Genomic DNA, 21,177 nt, shown 5'->3' with positions numbered 1-21,177 from the left:
CGATTCTTCAGGCTGTCATGGCAGCTTGGGGAACATCGGGAACGGACTGCCCCCGAGCTCCCCGCCTTCGAGCTCCATGTACGTGAACTTCCCGTCGAGATCAGCCTCATCATCGGCGACGAGGTACTGAGTGCTTTTCGCGGTCCGAGCAACCTCCTGGATCGCGTCCTCCTTCACCTCGTAAAGCTCGTCATACACGGGATCACCCAGACCTGAGTCGTTCTTCTCGGCGTACTCGTCGAGGGTGTCGAACAGGTAGCCGCTGAGCGAGAGCCACTCGTGCTGCTGGCCGTCCTCGCTGACCGCCGTTGCCCCGAACAGCGACTCCGACTGGAGCCCCTCGGTGTTGTCGATCTCCACGGGGATCACCTTGATGGCGCTGAGCTCCGCGTCGGTAAATCCGAGTCCCTTCATCCCATCAATGACAGGGCCAGGGAGAGGATGCGGTACGCCCAGCGTGTACGTCGCGCCGCCCTCGGAGAATCCGAAAGCACCCTCGACAGAGAGCGGTTCGAGAGTGCTGGCATCGGCGCAGATACCCTCGACTTCGTCCCAGAGCTCCGGGGAGCAGTTAGCTTCGTCGTACAGAGTGTCGTCGCCGCCATCATCCATGGGGGCGGACGCGTCTGACGCCCCGCCCGTATCGCTCTGCTGGGACTTCGAAGTGCTGGACGCCGACGAGGACTCGGAGTCGCCACTCGCGCCACCGCATCCTGCAAGCAGCACGGCAGTGAGGACAGGCACGGCGAGGGTGCGCAGGGTGCGCTTCATGGGGTTCTCCTGGGGCGTGGGACGGGATGAGCTGAGAGTAGGCAGACGCGCCGACATTCTGGACGGTCCGTGATGGAACCGTGACTGTGACCTGCCCTAGGAGGCCCAGCGGGCAATGTGGAGCCGCTCGGTGCGGGCGGCGCGCTCGTGGTCGGTGAAGGCGTGGAAGCGGTCGACGACGGTCTCGGGCATGACGTCGAGTACTGCGCGATGCCGATCGGGGGCGGGGACCAGGCGGCGGCTTCGCAGAACTTGTCGACGTCGATGAGGCCGCAGGCGACTTCCGGTCGATGTCATGCTCCACGGCGGCGAGGAAGTGTCAGGCGTGGCCGCGGGCAACGTGGGCACGTCGCGATCCTCGACGGCGCGCGACTCGCCGTCACCCGGTGGCGGTCGCAGCGCGAGCTCGCGTAGCCGCCCTCCACCTTCGCCACCACAACCCCACAGTCCTACGGTGGGGGAATGCCACCAACTCAGCAGCCCTCTGTCGTGCACACGGGAATCACGGTCCGAAGCCTCGAAGCCTCGCTCGCCTTCTGGGCTGGAGCGCTCGGAGCGGAGATCCAGAGAAGGTTCCGCCTGGGTGGCGAGTTCGCGGCGGAAGTCGTCGGCGTCGCGGGAGCCGAGATCGACGCTGCTGTCATCGATCTCAATGGCTACGCCATCGAACTCCTCCAGTACACCCGGCCAGAGGGCGCGCGGCACCACCGCCCCGCATCGAACGAGGTGGGGTCGTGGCATCTCGCGCTCGGAGTGAACGACCTGGATGCGACCGTTCAGGCGTGCAGCAGCTACGGGTGGCGAACGCTCGGTGAACCCCAGCGCATGCCCGATGGTCCCCGCGCCGGCACGCGCTTCACCTACCTACGCGATGCGGATGGATCCACGATCGAGCTCATCGAGAGCCCCTGACGCGAGCGCCCATGAGAACGCCCCCATCCTGATCTCACGGTCGGGGGTGGGGGCGCTTTCGTCATGATCGCCCTGGGTTCGCCTTCCGCCACACGGCGGACCACCACGGGTCATGCCGGCGGCCGTGGCCGCGCTTAGTGCCCTCGAGATGGATCCGCTCGAGCAGCCACCGGCGCAGGTGCGCCTCGAGCTATTCGTCCCTGCACGCCCAGACGAGGGCGGTGTCGACGATGGAGTCGTCCGGCGTCGAGACGCGCACCGAGTAGCGGGGCAGGGCGTCGTCGCGGTGCCAGGGGATCGACTCGACCGCGGTGCCGCTACGGATCGCGAGCCGGTAGCCGATGAGCACGGAGGAGATCACCTGCTCGATGCGCTCCGATGCCGCGAAGAGGCCGACGTCCCTCACGCCGCCTCCCAGCCACCGGGATCCTGCGACTCCTCGCCACGGCGCGCCCACACATCATCTGCCGGCGGGGCGGGTGGCTCGAAGAACGGGTGCACCCGATGACCCTCGATCCGCTGGCGCACCATCAGCGCCCACTCGGCGTCTCGCTCTCGCATGGTCTTCATGGAGGAAGTCTGCGCGTCGGGTGGGACAGGTGAGGCTGTATCGGTCGGGAAAGTGCGGAGAGGGTGTTGGGCATCCGCTCCCGGGATGGGCAACCTCATGGGCATCCCGACCATGGTTCCCCGAAGGATGACACTGCTTCGTCGCAACAAAAAGGCCCCTCATCCTGATGATGAGGAGCCTTCCGGTGATGCCGTGGAGCTTAGGGGAATCGAACCCCTGACCTTTTCATTGCGAACGAAACGCTCTACCAACTGAGCTAAAGCCCCGTGCCGCGTGGCGACCTGGCAAGCCTAGCATCGCGAAGCCGGTGCTCACGACCGTCACGAGCCGCCTTGACGAGGATCACAGCGACCGGTCACGGAGCCGGAGCGGGCCCCCGGCGACGGCCGTCGCCGGCTGTCACGCGACCCGCTCATCGCGGGCGGCCTGCACCTCGTCCATCATCTCGTCGAGCACCGCGAGGCGCTCGGGACCGGTGCACGCGACGTACGCGGGCTGCTCCTGCACGGGCCGTCCCTGGCCCGTGGTCCCGGGCCAGGTGCGCAGGCTGCCGCCGGCACTCTGGACCAGGTGGAATCCGGCGGCGACGTCCCAGGCGTTGATCGAGGGCAGCAGCGTCGCATCGGCGCGGCCCAGGGCGACGTAGGCGAGCTCGAGCGCGGCCGAGCCCAGGTGGCGGACCGCCGAGACCCCGTCGGACAGGCGCCGTCCGTGCGCCGCGGACAGCTCGGGCAGCTCGCGGTAGGCGCGGTAGCCCGGGTAGCCGGTGAGCACGAGCGCGTCCTTCGCGGCGAGGGTCGGGCGCCCGGCGACCTCGACCCCGTTCAGCCGCACCGGCCCGTCGGCCGCACTGATCACCTCGCCGAGCACGGGCGCGTCGACCACTCCCGCGACCAGCTCTCCGTCGACGGCGACGCCGATCGAGACGCAGAACAGCGGCAGCCCGGCCGCGAAGTTGCTGGTCCCGTCGATCGGGTCGACGTAGAAGGTGATCTCGGAGTCGGAGGCGCCGCCGTCGGCCCCGGCACCGGGCCGCTCGCCGCCCTCCTCGCCGATCACGCGTGCGCCAGGCACGCGGCGAGCGAGCTCGCGCACGATGATCTCCTCGCACGCGCGATCGTGGGTGGTCACGATGTCGTGGCTGTCGTTCTTGTACTCCCGCTGCAGGGCGGTGCGATCCAGTCCCCGCACGTAGTCGGCGGCGAGGGACGCGGCGGCCTCGGCCGCCTCCAGAAGCTCCTCGGGTGCGGTCACTGTGCCTCCTGTGGCTGGGGCGGGCTGCTGGGGCGGGCTGTGGTCGGCTCGGGGTCTCAGGCGCGGCGGCGCGCGAGGATCTCGTCGAGGCCGAGATCCGAGGCGGGCGTGCGCTGCGGCTCCTCGCGCAGGGCCTCGTCGGCCACGTCGTCGACCTCGACCTCGAGAGCGACCTGCTGGGGGGCGACGCTGCTGCGGTGGGCCGCGTGGCGGGTGGCGAGATCCTCGACCTCGCCGTGCAGGGCGTAGGACGGGCGCGGCACGGGACGCGGGATCCACTCGCCGGGCGCGGCGAGGGCGGCGCTCGCGGACTCGATCTCCTCGCCCAGCTCCGCGTGCTCCTGCGTGTGCGCGGCGGAGTCGCCGGGCGTGCGCGCGGTCGTCACGGTGGAGGCGGAGAGCTCGTCCGACCGATCGGTCGCCGCGGCCGGTGCGGCGACCTGCGGGGCCTCCTCGGCAGAGGCGCTCGTCACGGCGGGGCTCGATGCGGTGGTGGCCGACGTCGCCGCACCCGCGCCTCGCAGCTCGGCGGCGCGGCGCAGACGGGACCGGCGGTCCAGCTCGGCGCGGCGCAGGCCCACCACGTAGGCGGCGAGGACCGCGAGCGGCAGCAGCACGCTCCACACCGGCAGGATCGAGAAGCCGGCGAGGACGCCCACGCCGATCGTCACCAGCGCGAGCGCGAGCAGGACCACGCGCAGGGTGCGTCGCTGGCGTCCGGCCTCCTCATAGGGGTCGACGCGAGTGCCGGGCGACGCGTCGAAGCGCGGGCGGGCGGTCGGATCGGCGGGACGCAGCAGCAGACGGTCGTCATTCATGACGTGCACCTCACGGGCTCTCGGGCGGGAGTGGGCGGCCTCGGAGAGATCCCGCGCGGTGCGGGAGTCCCGGGAGCGCATCGCGTCACGCGCTCTCGAGATCAGCTCCCGGCGCTCCGCGCTGCGCGGGACGGCATAGCCGACCCAGACGAGCAGCAGGAGGGCGAACAGGACAGCCCCGAGGTTGAAGGTCTCCACCTCGCCCACCCTAATGACACGGCTGTGATTCAGCTGGTCACGACGCGCCCGTGGCGCCCATGTGTTCGCGCCGATACCGCGCGAGCACTCCCCTGCCGCGCTCGTCGGTCTCGACCTCGTCGGCCGTGATGGCGAAGCTCAGGTGGTCGCGGAAGGCGCCGTCGACATGGATGAACCGCTCGCGCAGCCCCTCCTCGCGCAGGTGGAGCTTGCGGGCCACCCGCAGGCTGGCCTCGTTCTCGGGCCGGATGTTGATCTCCACCCGGTGCAGCCCGACCTCGGCGAAGAGATGGTCGATGAGCAGGGCGACGCCGCGCGGCGCATACCCGCGGCCGGCGCGCGCATGGTCGATCCAGTAGCCGATCGTCGCCGAGGACTGCGCGCCGTACAGGATCGGTCCCGCGCTCACCTGCCCCGCAGGCCGGCCGTCCGCGCACAGCAGCAGGCTGAGGTGGCGACCGGCGCGCCCCTCCCGCTCCGCCCAGCGCAGGAGCTCCCCGTGGGTGGGCCGGGGCCGACGGCGCTCGGGGTCCGTGGCGTCCCAGGGCGCGAGCCATTCGCGGTTGCGCACCAGCAGCGTCTCGAAGGCGCGGCGGTCGCGACGGCGCAGAGGGCGCAGGGTGAGCTCCGCATCCGAGAGCACGAGCGGCCAGACAGGGGGCATCCGGGCATCGTAGCCATCGCGGAGGCGGCATCCGCGATGCCATGCTGGGGCGGTGGAGGAGAACTCTCAGCAGACCCCCGCCGTGCGCAAGAAGGCCCTGCGCACGGGACTGCGCACCGAGCGCGCCGCGACCGGCCACCGCGCGCCCGACGAGGACGCGCGCCTCGCGGGCCGGGCCGACGAGCTGCTCGCCCTCCTGCCCCGCGCGACGGGCCCGCTGCGGATCGCCGCCTTCGACCCGACGCCCACCGAGCCCGACGTGCGGATGCTGCTGCGCGTGCTCGCTGCCCGCGGCCACCGCATCCTGCTGCCGGTCCACGCGGGCGAGCGGATCGACTGGGCCGCATGGGACGGGTCGTCCCCGCTGGCACCGCCGCCCGCGCGAGGCTTCGGCGGGGAGCCGTCGGGACCGCGCGAGGGGGCCGACGCCCTGGCCCGGGCCGATCTCGTGCTCGCCCCGGCCCTGGCCGTGGACCGCTCCGGCACGCGCCTCGGGCACGGCGGAGGCTATTACGACAGGGCGCTCGAGCATGCGCGCACGACGGCGGTCGTGGCCGTCGTCCATCCCTGGGAGGTGCTGGCGCCGGGCGCCCTGCCGCGCGAGGCGCACGACCGCCCGGCGCACGCCGTGCTCACCACGGATGGGGTGGAGCGGCTCGGTTCCTGACGGGCCGGTTCCTGACGGCCCGGGCCATCGCCCGGGGGATCCGCCGTCCGCGCGGTGCTGCCGGCGAGGGGCGCGGCGAGCATCACCCCGGGCGGCCCTGCTGGTCGGCCCCGCGCGGCGGTAAGCTCGTGCGGGCGCCTCGGGAGGCGCCGATCACCCTGGATGTGGAGGACCCTAGTGCCCACGTACGCGTACGCCTGCAAGAACTGCGGCCACCGTTTCGAGAAGTACCAGAGCTTCAGCGAGGACTCGCTGACCGTCTGCCCCGAGTGCGGGCAGTCCGCTCTGCGCAAGGTCTTCGACAGCGTGGGCGTCGTGTTCAAGGGCTCGGGCTTCTACTCGACGGACTCCGCGTCCTCGCGCACCGCCTCCTCGTCGTCGGACTCCTCGGGCTCGTCGAGCTCGTCCGATTCCTCGAGCTCCTCCGACTCCTCGAGCAGCGCCTCCTCGTCGAAGGAGTCCTCGAGCGCATCGAGCAGCGCATCCGCGGCCCCTGCGGCCGCCTCCGCCGCGGACTGAGCGCTCCGCCGTCGTTCCTCCACATCACTCCGTCGTCCACAGTGACGACGGGCGACGCCCGGCGCGCGTCAGCTCGCCCTAGCGTCGGAGCATGCTGCGACGACTGCACGACTCCCTCCCCCGCTGGCACCGGGCCGTCCGTCGGCGCCGGCGCCTGCTGAGCATCCTGCTCGCCGCGCTGCTCGCGGTCGCGGTCCTGCCCGGCCTGCTGCCCGCGTCGGCCGATGCGCGCGGCGTGCTCGTGGCCGCGCACGACCTCCCTGCGGGCACGGTGATCCGGTCCGGGGACCTGCGCGAGGCCGAGGTCGCCGATGCTCTCGTCCCTGACGATTCGACCTCGGATCCCTCTCATCTGGAGGGCCTGCGCGTCTCGCGGAGCGTGGGCGCCGGGGAGGTCCTCGCCCCGCAGAGGCTGCGTGAGGAGGCGCAGTCTCCGCCGCTCGCGGGACGGGCCGTGGTGGTCGTGCCCGTGGCCCCCGCGCTGCTTCCGCACCTCGCGCCGGGCGACGAGCTCAGTCTCGTCGTCTCGACCGAGATGCCCGGTGACACGCGCAGGATCGATGCGATGGTCGTCGAGGTCCCGGCCGACGCGACGGCGACGGGCCCGATGGGCGCCGTGTCCAGCACGGATGCTGTGGAGATCCTCGTCGCCGTGGATCCGTCTCACACGGGAGAAGTCGCTCACGCCGTGCGTGAAGGCTGGCTCGAGATCGCGATCATGTTCTAATCTCCCCAGCGGGTGCTTCCCCAGCATCCACTGTGTCACCCGATCCCCCGCGTCTCCGAGCAGTGAGGAAAGCACCGTGAAGGGCTTCAAGGACTTCGTCATGCAGGGCAACGTCATCGACCTCGCCGTCGGTGTCGTGATCGGCGGTGCGTTCACCGCTCTGGTCACCGCCTTCGTCACGTACATCATCAACCCGATCGTGGCCGCGGCCGGCGGCGCGGACAGCATCGGCCTGGGCTACCAGCTCATCTCCAGCAACGAGAACACGTTCATCAACGTCGGAGAGGTCATCTCCGCCGTCATCACGTTCCTCATCACCGCCGCGGTGGTGTACTTCGTGTTCGTGCTGCCGATGGCCAAGGCCCGTCGCATGGCCATGATCCGTCGCGGCGAGGACCCGGACGCGCCGGAGGCCACCCCGGAGGACATCGCGCTGCTCACCGAGATCCGCGACGCCCTCCAGAACAGGGACTCGAGCACCCCGGGGCAGACCCCGCAGCAGTGAAGGAACCCCTCCGGCCCGGCCGGAGGCTCCGCATGACGCCGTGAGAGCGGCGCACGGACGGGGCGGGACCACATGGTCCCGCCCCGTTTCTCATGCCAGACCGCAAGGGAAGCCCACCCGGCGGCTCGCCTCGAGCGGCGCAGACTGTGCGGCCCCGCCCGTGCGGTACCGTTCCCGAGTGCCCGCCGACTCCCCCGCGACCGTCCCCGATCCCGTCGGACTCCTCGACGGCAGCGGGATCGACGCGGTGATCGACTGGTTCGCCGACGCGGGCCGCGACCTGCCCTGGCGGGCGAGCGATGCGAGCGCCTGGAGCATCCTGGTCTCGGAGATCATGCTCCAGCAGACCCCCGTGGTGCGGGTCCTCCCCCGCTGGCAGGAATGGATGCGCCGCTGGCCGCGACCGCAGGACCTCGCCGAGGCGCCGACGGCCGAGGTGCTGCGCACATGGGACCGCCTGGGCTACCCGCGCCGGGCGCTGCGCCTGCAGGCCTGCGCCCGCGCGATCGTCGAGGAGCACGGCGGCGAGGTGCCCGTCGGGCTCGACGCCCTGCGCGCCCTGCCGGGGATCGGCGAGTACACCGCGGCCGCCGTCACCGCCTTCGCCCACCACGGCCGCGCGGTGGTCGCGGACACCAACATCCGGCGGGTGCTCGTGCGCTGCGTGCGCGGGGAGGCCTCCCCCGGCAGCACGTTCACCGCATCCCAGCGGGCGCTGGCCACCGAGGTCCTCCCCGCCGAGACGGAACGGTCGGTGCGCTGGAACCAGGCGGTGATGGAGCTCGGGGCGCTCGTGTGCACGGCCCGCTCCCCGCACTGCGACATCTGCCCGCTCGCCCCGCACTGCGCGTGGCTGGCCAAGGGGCGTCCTGCGGATTCCGGGACGCCGTCGCGTCCCCAGGCCTTCGAGGGCACCGACCGTCAGATGCGCGGACGGATCATGGCGCTGCTGCGCGAGGGACCCGCGCGCAGGGAGCGGATCGCGCTCCTGCGCAGCGACGAGGCCGACGACAGGGTGCCGCGCTGCCTGGACTCCCTCGTCGCCGACGGGCTCGCGGTGATCGAGGACGGGACCGTGCGCCTGCCCTGACACCGCAGCCGAGACTGGGGGTCAGACCGGTGCGTCGGCCAGGCGCAGGATCATCCTCGTGTTGCCCAGGGTGTTGGGCTTGACCCGCGCGAGGTCCAGGAACTCCGCCACGCCCTCGTCGCTCGAGCGCAGCAGCTCGGCGTAGACCTCGGGCGGCAGCGGATCCGGGCTCATGGCGCGGAAGCCGTGGCGGGCGAAGAAGTCGACCTCGAAGGTCAGGCAGAACACGCGCTCGAGCCCCAGGTCGCGGGCGCGCTGCAGGAGCGCCTCGAGCATGCGATGGCCCAGGCCCGTGCCGCGCGCGTCCTCGCTCACGGCCAGGGTGCGCACCTCGCCGAGGTCCTCCCACATCACGTGCAGTGCGCCGCAGCCGATCACGGTGCCGTCCTCGTCGACCGCGACGAGGAACTCCTGGATGGCCTCGTAGTAGACCACGAGCTCCTTGCCGAGCAGGATCTGGCGGGCGGCCAAGGGCTGCACGAGGCGGTCGATGGCCCGGACGTCGGCCGGGAGCGCGGGGCGCAGCTCGATGCTCATGCGGGGGATGCCGTCCTTCGGGGGTCCGTGTCGGCGTCGCTCTCGGCCCCCGGGTTCTCGGCCGATCGGTCCTCGTCCGACGATTCGTGCTCCCCGACGCTACTCGCCCGGGCGCCGGCGCCGTCGGTCGTCTCGCGCGGCGCCGCGGACGGACAGTCGCCGCTCTGCGCATCGTCCTCGGCGCCGTCCGACGGCTGCTCGTCGGAGCCCCCGCCCTCCCGCTGCGCCGCTTCCTGCTCGGCCTGCTGGGCGGCACGCTCGTGGCGGCTGTCCAGGAGATGGTTCATCAGGGAGACCAGGCGCTCGACGACGAGGGCCACGACGACCGCGATGACCACGGCGACCGTGATGGCCAGCAGATGATTGTCCTCGAACCAGCTGCCGGCCACGGCGCCGATGCCGCACGAGTAGACGGCCCACACGAAGGTCGCCGCGAGCGAGCGGTGCCAGAACCGGCGCCAGGGATAGCGGACCGCACCGGCCGTGAGGTTCACGGCGGTGCGGCCGAAGGGGATGTAGCGGGCGGTCATCAGGAAGAGCAGGGCGCGCCGGTCCAGGCCGCGCTCCGCCGCCTGGACCGCCTTCAGTCCGCGTCCTCGGTGCAGGAAGCCGAAGCGCTCCCAGCCCACGGTGCGTCCGATCAGGTAGGCGATGTTGTCGCCCAGGAAGGCGCCGCCCCAGGCGGCGAGCACCGTCAGCCAGATCGGAGGCACCGAGGACGACGCCCACAGGGAGGACAGCGCGACGATGACCGATTCACTGGGGACCGTGGGGAAGAAGGCGTCGATCGCGCACAGCGCGAACACCACCAGGTGCACCCACCAGGTATCGCCCGCGGCGACGATCCAGTCCTGCAGACCGGTCATCCACGCCTGGAACGTGCCCACTCCCACGATCGCGCTCCGCCTCTCCGTCCGACTGCGCCGTGCCTCCGGCGACGGCGCCCGGCGCCCTCAGGGGGCGCCGGGCGCTCACTGCTCTGCCGACCCGGAGGTCAGCGCGAGGAGCTCACATCGGTGTCCGCGGAGGACTCCGTGCCGGAGCCGGTGCCCGCGTCGGTCCCGTCGTCGTTCCCGGAGGAGCTCTCGCCCTCCGGCACGTCCGGGTGGGCGGCGTCCTCGGTGCGGGCCTCCGTCATCGCGCTGACGGAGACATCGTCCGAGAGGGGCTCGAGGGACCCGCCGTCGGTGCGGCGGCGGAACACGAGCTCGCCCAGCAGGCCCTCGCCCTCGGAGTCGACCACGATGTGGTCGCCCGCCGAGACCTGGCCGAACAGGATCCGCTCGCTGAGCGCGTCCTCGATGTCCCGCTGGATCGTGCGGCGCAGCGGACGCGCGCCGAGCACGGGGTCGTAGCCCTTCTCCGCGAGCAGCTCCTTGGCGCCCTCGGTGAGCTCGATGTCCATGTCCTTCTCCGCGAGGCGCGTGCCGAGCTTGGCGACCATGAGGTCGACGATCTGCACGATCTCCTCCTGGGAGAGCTGCGGGAAGACCACCACGTCGTCGACGCGGTTGAGGAACTCGGGCTTGAAGTGCTGCTTGAGCTCCTCGTGGACCTTCGACTTCATGCGCTCGTAGTCGGTGGAGAGATCCCCGCCGGCGGTGAAGCCCATGGAGACGCCCTTGGCGATGTCGCGGGTGCCCAGGTTCGTGGTCATGATGATCACGGTGTTCTTGAAGTCCACGACGCGGCCCTGCGAGTCGGTCAGGCGGCCGTCCTCGAGGATCTGCAGGAGCGAGTTGAAGATGTCCACGTGGGCCTTCTCCACCTCGTCGAACAGCACCACGCTGAAGGGCTTGCGACGCACCTTCTCCGTGAGCTGGCCGCCCTCGTCGTAGCCGACGTACCCGGGGGGCGAGCCGAACAGCCGCGAGGCCGTGTGCTTCTCGCCGAACTCGGACATGTCCAGCTGGATGAGCGACTCCTCGTCGCCGAACAGGAACTCCGCGAGGGCCTTGGCGAGCTCGGTCTTGCCGACGCCCGTGGGGCCCGCGAAGATGAACGAGCCGCCGGGACGCTTGGGGTCCTTGAGGCCGGCGCGGGTGCGGCGGATCGCCTGGGAGAGCGCCTTGATGGCCTCGTTCTGCCCGATGACGCGCTTGTGCAGCTCGTCCTCCATGTGGAGCAGTCGCGAGGACTCCTCCTCGGTGAGCTTGACGATCGGGATGCCGGTCGAGGCGGCGAGCACCTCGGCGATGACCTCCTCGGAGACCGTGGTCACCGCGTCGGTCTCGCCGTTGCGCCATGCGTCCTCGCGCTCGTCGCGCTCGGTCTTGAGGGTCTGCTCCTCGTCGCGCAGCGAGGCGGCCTTCTCGAAGTCCTGGCCGTCGATCGCCTCCTCCTTGCGCTTGCGGACGTCCTCGATCTTCTCGTCGTACTCCTTGAGCTCGGGCGGCGCGGTGAGGCGGCGGATGCGCAGGCGCGCGCCGGCCTCGTCGATCAGGTCGATCGCCTTGTCCGGCAGGAAGCGGTCGTTGACGTAGCGGTCCGAGAGGTTCGCCGCGGCCACGAGGGCGCCGTCGGTGATGGTCACCTTGTGGTGCACCTCGTAGCGGTCGCGCAGCCCCTTGAGGATCTCGATCGTGTGGGCGATCGAGGGCTCGTCGACCTGGATCGGCTGGAAGCGGCGCTCGAGCGCGGCGTCCTTCTCGATGTGCTTGCGGTACTCCTCGAGCGTGGTCGCGCCGATGGTCTGCAGCTCGCCGCGGGCGAGCATCGGCTTGAGGATGCTCGCGGCGTCTATCGCGCCCTCGGCCGCCCCTGCGCCGACGAGCGTGTGGATCTCGTCGATGAACAGGATGATGTCGCCGCGCGTGCGGATCTCCTTGAGCACCTTCTTCAGGCGCTCCTCGAAGTCACCGCGGTAGCGCGAGCCGGCGACCAGCGACCCCAGGTCCAGCGTGTACAGCTGCTTGTCCTTGAGGGTCTCGGGCACGTCGCCGCGCACGATCGACTGGGCGAGGCCCTCGACGACGGCGCTCTTGCCCACGCCGGGCTCGCCGATCAGCACCGGGTTGTTCTTGGTGCGGCGGCTGAGGACCTGCATGACCCGCTCGGCCTCGTGCTCGCGGCCGATGACCGGGTCGAGGTTGCCGTCGCGCGCGGCCTGGGTGAGGTTGCGGCCGAACTGGTCCAGCACGAGCGAGCCGGCGGGCTGGCCCTCCGCGGGGCCGCCCGCGTTCGCGGGCTCCTTGCCCTGGTAGCCGGACAGGCGCTCGATGACCTCCTGGCGCACCGCGGCGGGCTCGGCGCCCAGACGGGAGAGCACCTTGACCGCGGTGCCCTCGCCCTCGCGCAGCAGGCCGAGCAGGATGTGCTCGGTGCCGATGTAGTTGTGGCCCAGCTGGAGCGCCTCGCGCAGCGAGAGCTCGAGGACCTTCTTGGCGCGCGGCGTGAAGGGGATGTGACCCGTGGGGGCCTGGTTCCCCTCGCCGATGATGTCCCGCACCTGGTCCCGGGCGGCGTCGAGGGTGACCCCGAGCGCCTCGAGGGCCTTCGCGCCCACGCCCTCGGCCTCGTGGATGAGGCCGAGCAGGATGTGCTCGGTGCCGATGTAGTTGTGGTTCAGCAGACGCGCCTCGTCCTGTGCGAGGACGACGACGCGCCGCGCGCGGTCGGTGAAGCGTTCGAACATGTCTCTCCCCCATCGGGCGGTGGTGATGGATCGAGACTAGTCGGAACCCCACCGCCGATCGATGGCTGTTCGCCGCGGGCGTGACGGCGCGCGACAGGGGCCCGCAGATCAGTCCGGCAGCGGTCGCCCCGGCAGCGGTCACTCCGGGAGCGGTCGCCCCGGCAGCGGTCCGTCCGGCGCCGTGGTCGGGGCAGGCCGGGCGCCGGAGAGGTCCGGGACGACGGTTCCGCGGGCGTCGTGCACGCAGGCCGCATCGAGCGCGGCGCCCTCCCCCTCGATCTCCACCTGGAGCACCTCGGCGGTGACGGGCGCGGCGAGCCTGTGGATCCTGCGCACGCCGACGGTGCCGCCGACCGCGAGCTCCCGGCCCTCGGCGTCGAGGATCCGGTGGCGGCGGATGCGCTGGCCGCCCTCGAGGTGCTCGCGCAGCTCGACATGGTCGAAGGTCGTCGGCCCGGGCAGGCGCAGCACCGCGGAGGCGGGCTCGCAGCGGGCCGGGATCGGCGACCCGAACCGGGCACGGAGGGCCCCGGCGAGCTCGGAGACCCGGGAGGCATCGGCCGGATCGATGCGGCCGCGGCGGTCCGGCGGGATGTTCAGCAGCAGGTTCGCGCCCAGGCCGATCGAGCGGTCGTGGATCGCGAGCAGGTGCGGGAGGGACTTCGGCTGCTCACCCTCCTGCCAGAACCAGCCGTCGCGCAGGGACACGTCGCACTCGGGCGGGAGGTAGCGCGGGGCCGCCGTCTCGATCACGTCGGCGTCATAGTTGTTGAGGTCGGCGCTCGTGGTCACGTACTCCACGGGATCGCTCGCCAGGCCGTCCTCGTTCCCCACCCAGCGGCTGGTCGCGCGTCCCATGTTGAACACCATCGCCCCCGGCTGGAGCTCGTCGATGAGATCGCCGATGGCCTCCCAGTCGTACTCGCGGCCCGCAGAGCCCGCGCCGTCGAACCAGAGCTCGTGGAGGGGCCCGTACCCCGTGCACAGCTCGCGCAGCTGCGCGAGGTAGAGGGCGTCGTAGCGCGCGGGATCCGCGTACTCGGGTGCGTGCCGGTCCCAGGGCGAGAGGTACAGGCCCAGACCGAGCCCCCAGCGCTCGCAGGCCGCGGCGACCTCGGCGACGAGGTCGCCGCGGCCCTGCCGCCACGGGCTCGCGCGCACGCTGTAGTCGGTGGTCGCGGTCGGCCACAGGCAGAACCCGTCGTGATGCTTGGCGGTGAGCACCACGTAGGCGGCGCCGAGGTCGTGCGCGGTGCGCACCCATTCGTCGGCATCCAGATCTGCGGGGTCGAAGATGCCGGGCGAGAGGGTCCCGTCGCTCCATTCCCGACCGGCGAACGTGTTCACGCCCACGTGGAAGAACACGCCCAGCCCCTCGCGCTGCCATGCGAGCTGCTCGGGCGTCGGCCGCAGAGGGTCGCTCGGCTGCGGGGGCGGGACGGGCTGCTGCGGTGGCTCGGGATGCACGTCGTCGGACATGCACCCACCTCATCAGAGATCCGGGCGGGGCTCGGAGCGGCGCGCTGACGCGCCCTCGCGCGCCTCATCGTGCTGCGCTCGAGCTCCACGGGCCCGGGCCGGACGACGCCCCGCCGTGCCGCGGACCACAGCCCGCCCTCCGTCGGTCGAGCACCCCGCCCAGGTGGACCGGGGTAGCCTCTTCGGAGCACATCAGCGATGAGGACGGGAGTGTCATGGGCGAGCTCACGGTGGACGTGACCCGAGCGGATGCGGTGCTGATCGGGGGTGGGGTCGCCAGCGCGACCCTGGCGGCCCTGCTGACCGACCTCGAGCCGAGCTGGCGCATCGAGGTGCTCGAGAAGCTCGACGACGTCGCCCTCGAGTCCAGCCAGGGCTGGAACAACGCCGGCACCGGCCACAGCGCCCTGTGCGAGCTGAACTACACCCCGCAGGACATCGACGGCTCGGTGAGCCCTGCGAAGGCGATCTCGATCAACGAGCAGTTCCAGGTCAGCCGCCAGTTCTGGGCGCACCTCGTGGAGACCGGGAAGATCGAGGACCCCAGCGCCTTCATCAACCCGGTGCCGCACATGAGCTTCGTCCACGGCATGGAGAGCGTGGACTACCTGCGCCGCCGCCACGATGCGCTCGTGAAGAACCCGCTGTTCGACTCGATGGAGTTCACGACGTCCCACGAGCAGCTGCGCGAGTGGGCGCCGCTCGTGACCGAGGCGCGTCCCGAGACCGAGACGATCGCCGCGACCTACTCGCCCGACGGCACCGACGTCGATTTCGGGCGCCTGACCCGCGAGCTCCTGGACGTCGCGAAGGGAGCCGGCACCACGGTCTCCACCGGCTGGGAGGTCACCTCCCTGCGCCGCATGGGCGGCGACTGGGGCGTGATGGCCCGCTCGACGTCCGGCGAGGTGCGCGTGGTCCGCGCGCCCTTCGTGTTCGTGGGCGCCGGGGGCAACGCGCTGCCGATCCTGCAGAACTCCGGGATCCCCGAGATCCGGGGATTCGGCGGATTCCCGATCTCCGGCGAGTGGCTGCGCTGCACCGACCCCGAGATCATCGACCGCCACGAGGCGAAGGTGTACGGGAAGGCCGCCGTCGGCGCCCCGCCGATGAGCGTCCCGCACCTGGACACCCGCTACATCGACGGCAAGCGGGCGCTCATGTTCGGCCCCTACGCCGGCTGGTCGCCGAAGTTCCTCAAGACCGGCTCGAATCTCGATCTGTTCGAGTCGATCAAGCCGGGCAACATCGCGCAGATGATGGCGGTCGCCCCGCCGAACCTGGACCTCATGAAGTACCTCGCGGGCGAGCTCATCGCCTCGCCCGCCAAGCGCTTCGACGCGCTGCGCGAGTACATGCCCTCGGCCCGCGCGGACGACTGGGAGCTCATCACCGCCGGTCAGCGGGTGCAGGTCATCGCCCCCGATCCCAAGAAGGTGGGCGTGCTGCAGTTCGGCACGCAGCTGATCACCGCGGCCGACGGCTCGATCGCCGGCATGCTGGGCGCCTCGCCCGGCGCCTCGACCGCCACCACGATCATGCTGGGCATGCTCGAGAAGGTCTTCCCCGACCGCTTCGGCACCTGGGAGTCCCGGATCCGCGAGATCATCCCGAGCTTCGGCACCCACCTCGCCGAGGACCCGGCGGCGGCCTCGGCGTCCCTCGCCCGCACCGCCCACCTGCTGGGCCTCGAGGACGGCTGATCGCCATGGCCGAGGAGACGATGGACGTGACGGCCTCCGGCAGCGTGCGCGATCGCGGCGCTCTGCACCGGATCGCCTCCGGCGAGTACGCGGCCGAGGTGTCCGAGGTCGGCGCGACCCTCGAGTCGCTCACCGTGGGCGGGCGCGACCTGCTTCTGCGCAGTCCGGCCGAGGGCCCGATGCTCTTCTACCGCGGCGCGGTCGTCGCCCCGTGGCCGAACCGCATCGGCGACGGCCGGTACACCTGGGACGGGCGGGAGCTGCAGGTCCCGATCACCGAGGTCGAGCGGAACAACGCCCTCCACGGGCTGCTGAGCTTCCAGGCCTACGAGGTCGCCGAGCAGAGCGCCGTGGCGCTCACGTTGCGCACCGTGCTGTACCCGACCACCGGGTACCCCTTCGCGCTCGAGGTGCGCGTCGAGCACCGGCTCGACGCCGAGAGCGGCCTGACCACCACGGTCACCGCCCGCAACGTCGGATCGGCCGACGCCCCCTACGGGGTGTGCCCGCACCCGTACCTGCTCGCGGGCCCCGAGCCGCTGGACGAGTGGACGCTGTCGTGCCCGGCCGCGACAGTCCTCGAGGTGACCCCGGACCGCCTGCTGCCCGTCGGCACCCGCGCGGTCGAGGAGGGCTCGGATCTCGATCTGCGGCGGGTGCGTCCGGTCGCCGGCCGCTTCCTCGACCACGCCTTCACCGATCTCTCCGCCGAGGCCGACGGCCGCTGGCGCGTCACGGCGACCGCACCCGGCGGGACCGGGGTGGAGATCTCCGCCGACGGCGCCTGCCCCTGGGTGCAGGTCCACACCGGCGATCGCCCGGAGCCGGAGAACGACCGCAAGGGACTCGCCGTGGAGCCGATGACCTGCCCGCCCGATGCGTTCCGCAGCGGCGAGGACCTGGTGCGGCTCTCCCCCGGCGCCGAGCACACGGCCTCCTGGAGCATCCGCGGCTGGTGACGCCGAGGGACGGCGCGACCGTCCGAGCATGCACGAGGGCCCCGGGACGCTGATGCGTCCCGGGGCCCTCGTGCAGGAGGCCGTCGCGCTGTCAGTTGGCGGCGTAGTAGGCCTGGCGGAGCTCCTCGGGGATGCGGCCGCGGTCCGAGACCTCGCGGCCGTTCTCGCGGGCCCAGACGCGGATCTTCGCGGAATCGTTCGAGGAGCTGGAGGTGGAGCCGCTTCCCGTGCCGCGGATACGGCGCCCGGCCACGCGGCGCGCACGGGTGACCCACTCACCGATCTCCGCGCGCAGCTTCTCCGCGTTCTCGTCCGAGAGATCGATCTCGTAGGCGACGCCGTCCAGCGAGAAGCTCACCGTCTCCTCGGCCTTGGACCCGTCGACGTCGTCGATGAGTTCAACGAAAGTCTTCCGTGCCATGGGATGGTTCTCCTTGATGCGTGTGGAGCGCCTAACTCATGTTGGACGCGCCCCATTATCTGCACACCGCACCTGAGAATACAATCCGAACGCGAATTCCTGCACCGAGCTGTTCGCCGGCCGATGAATCACGCCTCAGGCATTGTCCGTCTCATAACAATCTCGGTCACGGCGCGTCCGGATGCTCTCCCGATCCGCCCTGCTGGGCGCGGAGTTCGCGCTCCGCCTGGCGTTCCGCCTCGCGTTCACGTCGGTCGGCCCTCAGGATCGCGCGCATCGTGAACCAGAACAGCAGTCCGACGCCGATCGGCGGGAGGAGGGAGCCGGCCTCGTAGAGGAATCCGCTGTCCATCTCAGGCCTCCGGCTTCACGAGCGGGAAGGTGATGGTCTCGCGGATGCCCAGGCCGGTGATGGCCATGAGCAGGCGGTCGATCCCCATGCCCATGCCGCCCGTGGGCGGGAGCGCGTACTCCATGGCCTCGAGGAAGTCCTCGTCCAGGCGCATCGCCTCGTCGTCGCCGGCGGCGGCCAGACGCGCCTGCTGCTCGAAGCGCTCGCGCTGGACGACGGGATCCACGAGCTCGGAATATCCGGTCGCGAGCTCGAATCCGCGCACGTACAGATCCCATTTCTCCACGACGCCCGGCGTCTCCCGGTGCGCGCGCACCAGCGGGCTGGTCTCGACCGGGAAATCGCGGACGAACGTGGGGGCGTGGAGATGATCGGAGACCTGGTGCTCGAAGAGCTCCTCGACGAGCGTCCCGTGACCGAACTTCGGATGGTCGAGATCCAGATCGAGGGAGCGCGCGATCCTCCGCAGCTCCTCGGGAGTCGTCTCCGGCGTGATCTCCTGTCCCAGGGATTCCGAGAGGGACCCGTAGACGGTGATCCGGTCCCAGGTCCCCGAGAGGTCGTATTCCTCGCCGTCCGCGAGAGTGACGACCTGGGAACCGGTCGCGGCCTCTGCCGCCTCCTGGATGAGTGAACGGGTGAGTTCGCCGATCGTGTTGTAGTCCCCGTAGGCCTGATACGCCTCGAGCATCGCGAATTCCGGCGAATGCGTGGAATCAGCGCCCTCGTTGCGGAAGTTCCGGTTGATCTCGAAGACCCGCTCGAGCCCGCCCACGGCCGCGCGCTTGAGGAAGAGCTCGGGGGCGATGCGCAGGAACAGGTCCATGTCGAAGGCGTTCATGTGGGTGACGAACGGCCTCGCCGCGGCGCCCGAGGGGATCACCTGGAGCATCGGCGTCTCGATCTCCACGAATTCGCGGTCCTGGAAGGAGGACCGCAGGGAGCGCATGACCTCGGCCCGCTGGCGCACGGAGGCGCGGGCCTCCTCGCGCACGATGAGATCCACGTAGCGGTGGCGCACGCGGGACTCCTCGGAGAGGTCCGCGTGCAGCACGGGCAGGGGGCGCACGGCCTTGGCGGCCATCGTCCAGGAGTCGGCGAAGATCGAGAGCTCGCCGCGGCGCGAGGCGCCCACGCGACCGTGGAAGAAGACGTGATCGCCCAGGTCGACATCGGCCTTGAAGGCGCCGAGGCGCTCCTCGCCGACCTCGGCCAGGCTCAGCATGATCTGCAGTCGCTCCCCCGCGCCGTCCTGGACGGTCGCGAAGCAGAGCTTGCCGGTGTTGCGCTGGAAGACCACGCGCCCGGCGACGCCGACGACGTCCTGCGTCTCCTGTCCTGCCTCGAGGTGGCCGTAGGCCTCGCGCACCGCGGCGATCGTGGTGGTGACGGGCACGGAGACCGGGTAGGCCTCCTCGCCCCGCTCGATCAGCCGCTCGCGCTTGGCCTTGCGGACAGCGATCTGGTCGGAGGTGTCCAGGGCGTCCGGGGCGCGATGCTGATCGCTGGGGGGCTGTGCAGTCATAGGGGTGATTCTCGCATCACCGGCCCGGAGTATCCCAGGCGGGGTGGTCTTCAGGACGGTGTCGCCTCCACCACAGCGGCGTCCAGGAGACGCACCCCGTGCACGTGCGCGGCCATCACCACGAGCACCTCGCCGGCGTGGTCGTCGGCGATCTCCTCGAAGGTCACGGGGTCGAGGGCGAGCGCGTAGTCCCAGCGCACCCCGGGCGACCCCGCGGCGACGGCGTCCGCGAGGGCCGCGCGGATCCCGGGGGCCGACGGCGCGGCGGCCTCGGCGGCGCGCACGGCCCGCGAGAGGGCGAGGGCGTGCTCGCGGCCCGCGGCGTCCAGGCGCACGTTGCGGCTCGAGCGCGCGAGCCCGCTCGGCTCGCGGACGATGGGCGCCGCCTCGATGCGGACCGGGAGGTCGAGGTCGCGCACGAGGGCCTGGACGATCGCGAGCTGCTGGGCGTCCTTGCGGCCGAACACGGCGACCTCGGGAGCGGTGAGCTGCAGGAGCTTGGTGACGACCGTGACCACGCCGTCGAAGTGACCGGGCCGCGCGGCTCCCTCGAGGGCGGTGCCCAGACGGCCCGCGCTCACGCTCACGGCGGGCAGGAGCACCGGGTACATCTCTTCGACCGACGGGGCGAAGACGAGGTCGACGAGTCCGTCCACGAGCGCGAGGTCCGCGTCGAGATCCCGCGGGTAGGTCTCGAGGTCCTCGCCCGGTCCGAACTGGAGAGGGTTGACGAAGTCGGTGAGGATCACATGCCGGGCGACCTCGCGGGCGCGGTGGACGAGGCTCAGGTGCCCCTCGTGCAGGGCACCCATCGTCATCACCACCGCGACGGGCCCCTCGAGCCGCGCGCGGGCGGCGCGCAGCTCGTCCTTCGTCGTCACCAGCTGCGTGGCCGGCTTCGTCATCTGCTCCTCCTGGTCCCGCCCGTTCCGACGCACGTCGGCCCGCAGGTCACTCCTCTGCGCCGGGCTCCCGCAGGATCTCACGGATCGCGCGCTCCTCGGCCGCACCGAGTCCCGCGCGCTCGAGCGCTGCGCGCGCCAGCGCCCGGTAGGTGCGGGCGCTGTCGCCCGGGGACAGGGCGCCCGCCGTCCCGTCGGCCTCGGCGAGGGCGGACAGGTGCGCCTCGACGGTGCCGGCGTCGCCGCGGGAGACCGGTCCGGTGAGGGCGTTCGCACCGCGCCGCAGGGACTCCTCCAGGGCGGCGGTCATGAGGGGGCGCAGGTACTCCCCCGGCTGGTCGATGCCGATCCTGGCGAGCAGCTCGCGCGCCTGGTCCACGAGCACCACCAGATGGTTCGCGCCGTGGGAGAGGGCCGCGTGGTAGAGCGCGCGATCCCCCTCGGCGAGGGTCACCGGTTCGGCGCCGATCTCGACGACGAGGGCCTGGGCGATCGGCAGGAATGCCTCGCGGGCGGTGACGGCGACCGGGCAGCCGACCAGGCGCGGGAGGTCCGCGGCGGTGCCGGTGAAGGTCATCGCCGGGTGCAGGGCGAGGGCGATCGCGCCGGTGCGCTCGAGCGGGGCGAGGGAGGTGATGCCGTGCAGGCCGGAGGTGTGGGCGAAGATCTGCCCGCCCGGGGCGAGGCCCGTCGCGGCGATGCCCGCGGCCAGCGGTGCGAGCTGGTCGTCGGGCACGGCGAGCAGGACGAGCTCGCTGCGCTCGACGATCCGGTCGACCTCGAGCAGGGGGACGTCCGGGAGCATCTGCGCGGCGCGCTCGCGGGAGGCGTCCGAGACGGCGTAGGCACCGGTGATCGCGTGCCCCTCGGCGCGCAGGGCGGCGCCGAGGGCGGCGCCGACGCGGCCGGCGCCGATGATGCCGACGCCCAGGCGCGGGGCGCTCATGCGTCGTCCCCCGGGGCCGGGGC

General features: G+C 71.6%; 23 protein-coding genes and 1 tRNA gene. 8 read left to right on the top strand and 16 right to left on the bottom strand.

Going from position 1 to position 21,177, the window contains the following annotated elements:
- Positions 1-15: 15 nt before the first annotated feature.
- Entirely contained in the window at positions 16-771 is a 756-nt protein-coding gene (locus tag MHY49_RS07090) for a hypothetical protein (protein ID WP_239203350.1), read from the bottom strand.
- A gap of 489 nt (positions 772-1,260) precedes the next feature.
- On the opposite strand from MHY49_RS07090, the gene MHY49_RS07085 reads away from it, so the two are divergent.
- Positions 1,261-1,683, top strand: coding sequence for a VOC family protein (locus MHY49_RS07085; protein ID WP_239203349.1), 423 nt, complete (start codon positions 1,261-1,263; stop codon positions 1,681-1,683).
- A gap of 190 nt (positions 1,684-1,873) precedes the next feature.
- Here MHY49_RS07085 and MHY49_RS07080 read toward each other — a convergent pair whose 3' ends face one another.
- The 6 genes from MHY49_RS07080 to MHY49_RS07055 all read right to left on the bottom strand — a co-directional run bounded on the left by MHY49_RS07080 (position 1,874) and on the right by MHY49_RS07055 (position 5,188).
- Positions 1,874-2,089 carry a hypothetical protein gene (locus MHY49_RS07080; protein ID WP_239203348.1) on the bottom strand — a complete coding sequence of 72 codons (216 nt, stop codon included), beginning with the start codon at positions 2,087-2,089 and terminating at the stop codon, positions 1,874-1,876.
- Positions 2,086-2,253 carry a hypothetical protein gene (locus MHY49_RS07075; protein ID WP_239203347.1) on the bottom strand — a complete coding sequence of 56 codons (168 nt, stop codon included), beginning with the start codon at positions 2,251-2,253 and terminating at the stop codon, positions 2,086-2,088. Before MHY49_RS07075 ends, MHY49_RS07080 begins: the two co-directional genes overlap by 4 nt.
- A gap of 194 nt (positions 2,254-2,447) precedes the next feature.
- Positions 2,448-2,520, bottom strand: a tRNA-Ala gene (locus MHY49_RS07070).
- 133 nt (positions 2,521-2,653) lie between these two features.
- Positions 2,654-3,508: an inositol monophosphatase family protein gene (locus MHY49_RS07065; protein WP_239203346.1), complete on the bottom strand. Its 855-nt coding sequence runs from the start codon at positions 3,506-3,508 to the stop codon at positions 2,654-2,656.
- 56 nt (positions 3,509-3,564) lie between these two features.
- Positions 3,565-4,524: a hypothetical protein gene (locus tag MHY49_RS07060; protein WP_239203345.1), complete on the bottom strand. Its 960-nt coding sequence runs from the start codon at positions 4,522-4,524 to the stop codon at positions 3,565-3,567.
- A gap of 37 nt (positions 4,525-4,561) precedes the next feature.
- Positions 4,562-5,188: a GNAT family N-acetyltransferase gene (locus MHY49_RS07055; protein ID WP_239203344.1), complete on the bottom strand. Its 627-nt coding sequence runs from the start codon at positions 5,186-5,188 to the stop codon at positions 4,562-4,564.
- Positions 5,189-5,240: 52 nt separating this feature from the next.
- Between MHY49_RS07055 and MHY49_RS07050 the strand changes: the two genes are divergently transcribed.
- The 5 genes from MHY49_RS07050 (at position 5,241) to MHY49_RS07030 (ending at position 8,696) form a co-directional block, all read left to right on the top strand.
- The gene (locus tag MHY49_RS07050) at positions 5,241-5,855 is read left to right on the top strand and encodes a 5-formyltetrahydrofolate cyclo-ligase (RefSeq protein ID WP_239203343.1); all 615 of its coding nucleotides are present in this window, start codon (positions 5,241-5,243) and stop codon (positions 5,853-5,855) included.
- A 177-nt stretch (positions 5,856-6,032) separates the two neighbouring features.
- Positions 6,033-6,374 carry an FmdB family zinc ribbon protein gene (locus MHY49_RS07045; protein WP_239203342.1) on the top strand — a complete coding sequence of 114 codons (342 nt, stop codon included), beginning with the start codon at positions 6,033-6,035 and terminating at the stop codon, positions 6,372-6,374.
- A gap of 91 nt (positions 6,375-6,465) precedes the next feature.
- A complete protein-coding gene (locus MHY49_RS07040) occupies positions 6,466-7,101 on the top strand; it encodes an SAF domain-containing protein (protein WP_239203341.1) in 636 nt (211 codons plus the stop codon).
- Positions 7,102-7,177: 76 nt separating this feature from the next.
- Positions 7,178-7,606, top strand: a complete 429-nt coding sequence (gene mscL / locus MHY49_RS07035; protein ID WP_239203340.1) for a large conductance mechanosensitive channel protein MscL — start codon at positions 7,178-7,180, stop codon at positions 7,604-7,606.
- Positions 7,607-7,784: 178 nt separating this feature from the next.
- Positions 7,785-8,696, top strand: a complete 912-nt coding sequence (locus MHY49_RS07030; RefSeq protein ID WP_239203339.1) for an A/G-specific adenine glycosylase — start codon at positions 7,785-7,787, stop codon at positions 8,694-8,696.
- 21 nt (positions 8,697-8,717) lie between these two features.
- Here MHY49_RS07030 and MHY49_RS07025 read toward each other — a convergent pair whose 3' ends face one another.
- The 4 genes from MHY49_RS07025 to MHY49_RS07010 all read right to left on the bottom strand — a co-directional run bounded on the left by MHY49_RS07025 (position 8,718) and on the right by MHY49_RS07010 (position 14,346).
- Positions 8,718-9,233: an amino-acid N-acetyltransferase gene (locus tag MHY49_RS07025; RefSeq protein WP_200503855.1), complete on the bottom strand. Its 516-nt coding sequence runs from the start codon at positions 9,231-9,233 to the stop codon at positions 8,718-8,720.
- Complete coding sequence (locus MHY49_RS07020) at positions 9,230-10,126, bottom strand: DedA family protein (RefSeq protein ID WP_239203338.1); 897 nt, start codon at positions 10,124-10,126, stop codon at positions 9,230-9,232. The genes MHY49_RS07025 and MHY49_RS07020 overlap by 4 nt, the downstream gene beginning before the upstream one ends.
- A gap of 101 nt (positions 10,127-10,227) precedes the next feature.
- Positions 10,228-12,867, bottom strand: a complete 2,640-nt coding sequence (locus MHY49_RS07015; protein ID WP_239203337.1) for an ATP-dependent Clp protease ATP-binding subunit — start codon at positions 12,865-12,867, stop codon at positions 10,228-10,230.
- A gap of 138 nt (positions 12,868-13,005) precedes the next feature.
- A complete protein-coding gene (locus MHY49_RS07010; RefSeq protein ID WP_239203336.1) occupies positions 13,006-14,346 on the bottom strand; it encodes an alpha-L-fucosidase in 1,341 nt (446 codons plus the stop codon).
- Between the two features lie 215 nt (positions 14,347-14,561).
- On the opposite strand from MHY49_RS07010, the gene MHY49_RS07005 reads away from it, so the two are divergent.
- Positions 14,562-16,049 carry a malate:quinone oxidoreductase gene (locus tag MHY49_RS07005; protein ID WP_239203335.1) on the top strand — a complete coding sequence of 496 codons (1,488 nt, stop codon included), beginning with the start codon at positions 14,562-14,564 and terminating at the stop codon, positions 16,047-16,049.
- A gap of 5 nt (positions 16,050-16,054) precedes the next feature.
- A complete protein-coding gene (locus tag MHY49_RS07000; protein WP_239203334.1) occupies positions 16,055-17,008 on the top strand; it encodes an aldose 1-epimerase family protein in 954 nt (317 codons plus the stop codon).
- 91 nt (positions 17,009-17,099) lie between these two features.
- Here the strand turns inward: MHY49_RS07000 and MHY49_RS06995 are convergent, their stop codons facing one another.
- The 5 genes from MHY49_RS06995 to MHY49_RS06975 form a co-directional block, all read right to left on the bottom strand.
- Positions 17,100-17,429 carry an Lsr2 family protein gene (locus MHY49_RS06995; RefSeq protein ID WP_200503858.1) on the bottom strand — a complete coding sequence of 110 codons (330 nt, stop codon included), beginning with the start codon at positions 17,427-17,429 and terminating at the stop codon, positions 17,100-17,102.
- Between the two features lie 166 nt (positions 17,430-17,595).
- Entirely contained in the window at positions 17,596-17,781 is a 186-nt protein-coding gene (locus MHY49_RS06990) for a hypothetical protein (RefSeq protein ID WP_239203333.1), read from the bottom strand.
- 1 nt (position 17,782) lies between these two features.
- Positions 17,783-19,306: a lysine--tRNA ligase gene (lysS, locus tag MHY49_RS06985; protein ID WP_239203332.1), complete on the bottom strand. Its 1,524-nt coding sequence runs from the start codon at positions 19,304-19,306 to the stop codon at positions 17,783-17,785.
- A 50-nt stretch (positions 19,307-19,356) separates the two neighbouring features.
- The gene (gene panC, locus MHY49_RS06980; protein ID WP_239203331.1) at positions 19,357-20,211 is read right to left on the bottom strand and encodes a pantoate--beta-alanine ligase; all 855 of its coding nucleotides are present in this window, start codon (positions 20,209-20,211) and stop codon (positions 19,357-19,359) included.
- A 46-nt stretch (positions 20,212-20,257) separates the two neighbouring features.
- Positions 20,258-21,154, bottom strand: a complete 897-nt coding sequence (locus tag MHY49_RS06975; RefSeq protein WP_239203377.1) for a Rossmann-like and DUF2520 domain-containing protein — start codon at positions 21,152-21,154, stop codon at positions 20,258-20,260.
- Positions 21,155-21,177: the final 23 nt, after the last annotated feature.

The sequence above is a fragment of the Brachybacterium sp. ACRRE genome, assembly GCF_022346485.1.
Taxonomy (GTDB): domain Bacteria; phylum Actinomycetota; class Actinomycetes; order Actinomycetales; family Dermabacteraceae; genus Brachybacterium; species Brachybacterium halotolerans.
The sequence above is the reverse complement of the archived record's forward strand: the minus strand, read 5'-3'. Positions and strand labels throughout refer to the sequence as shown.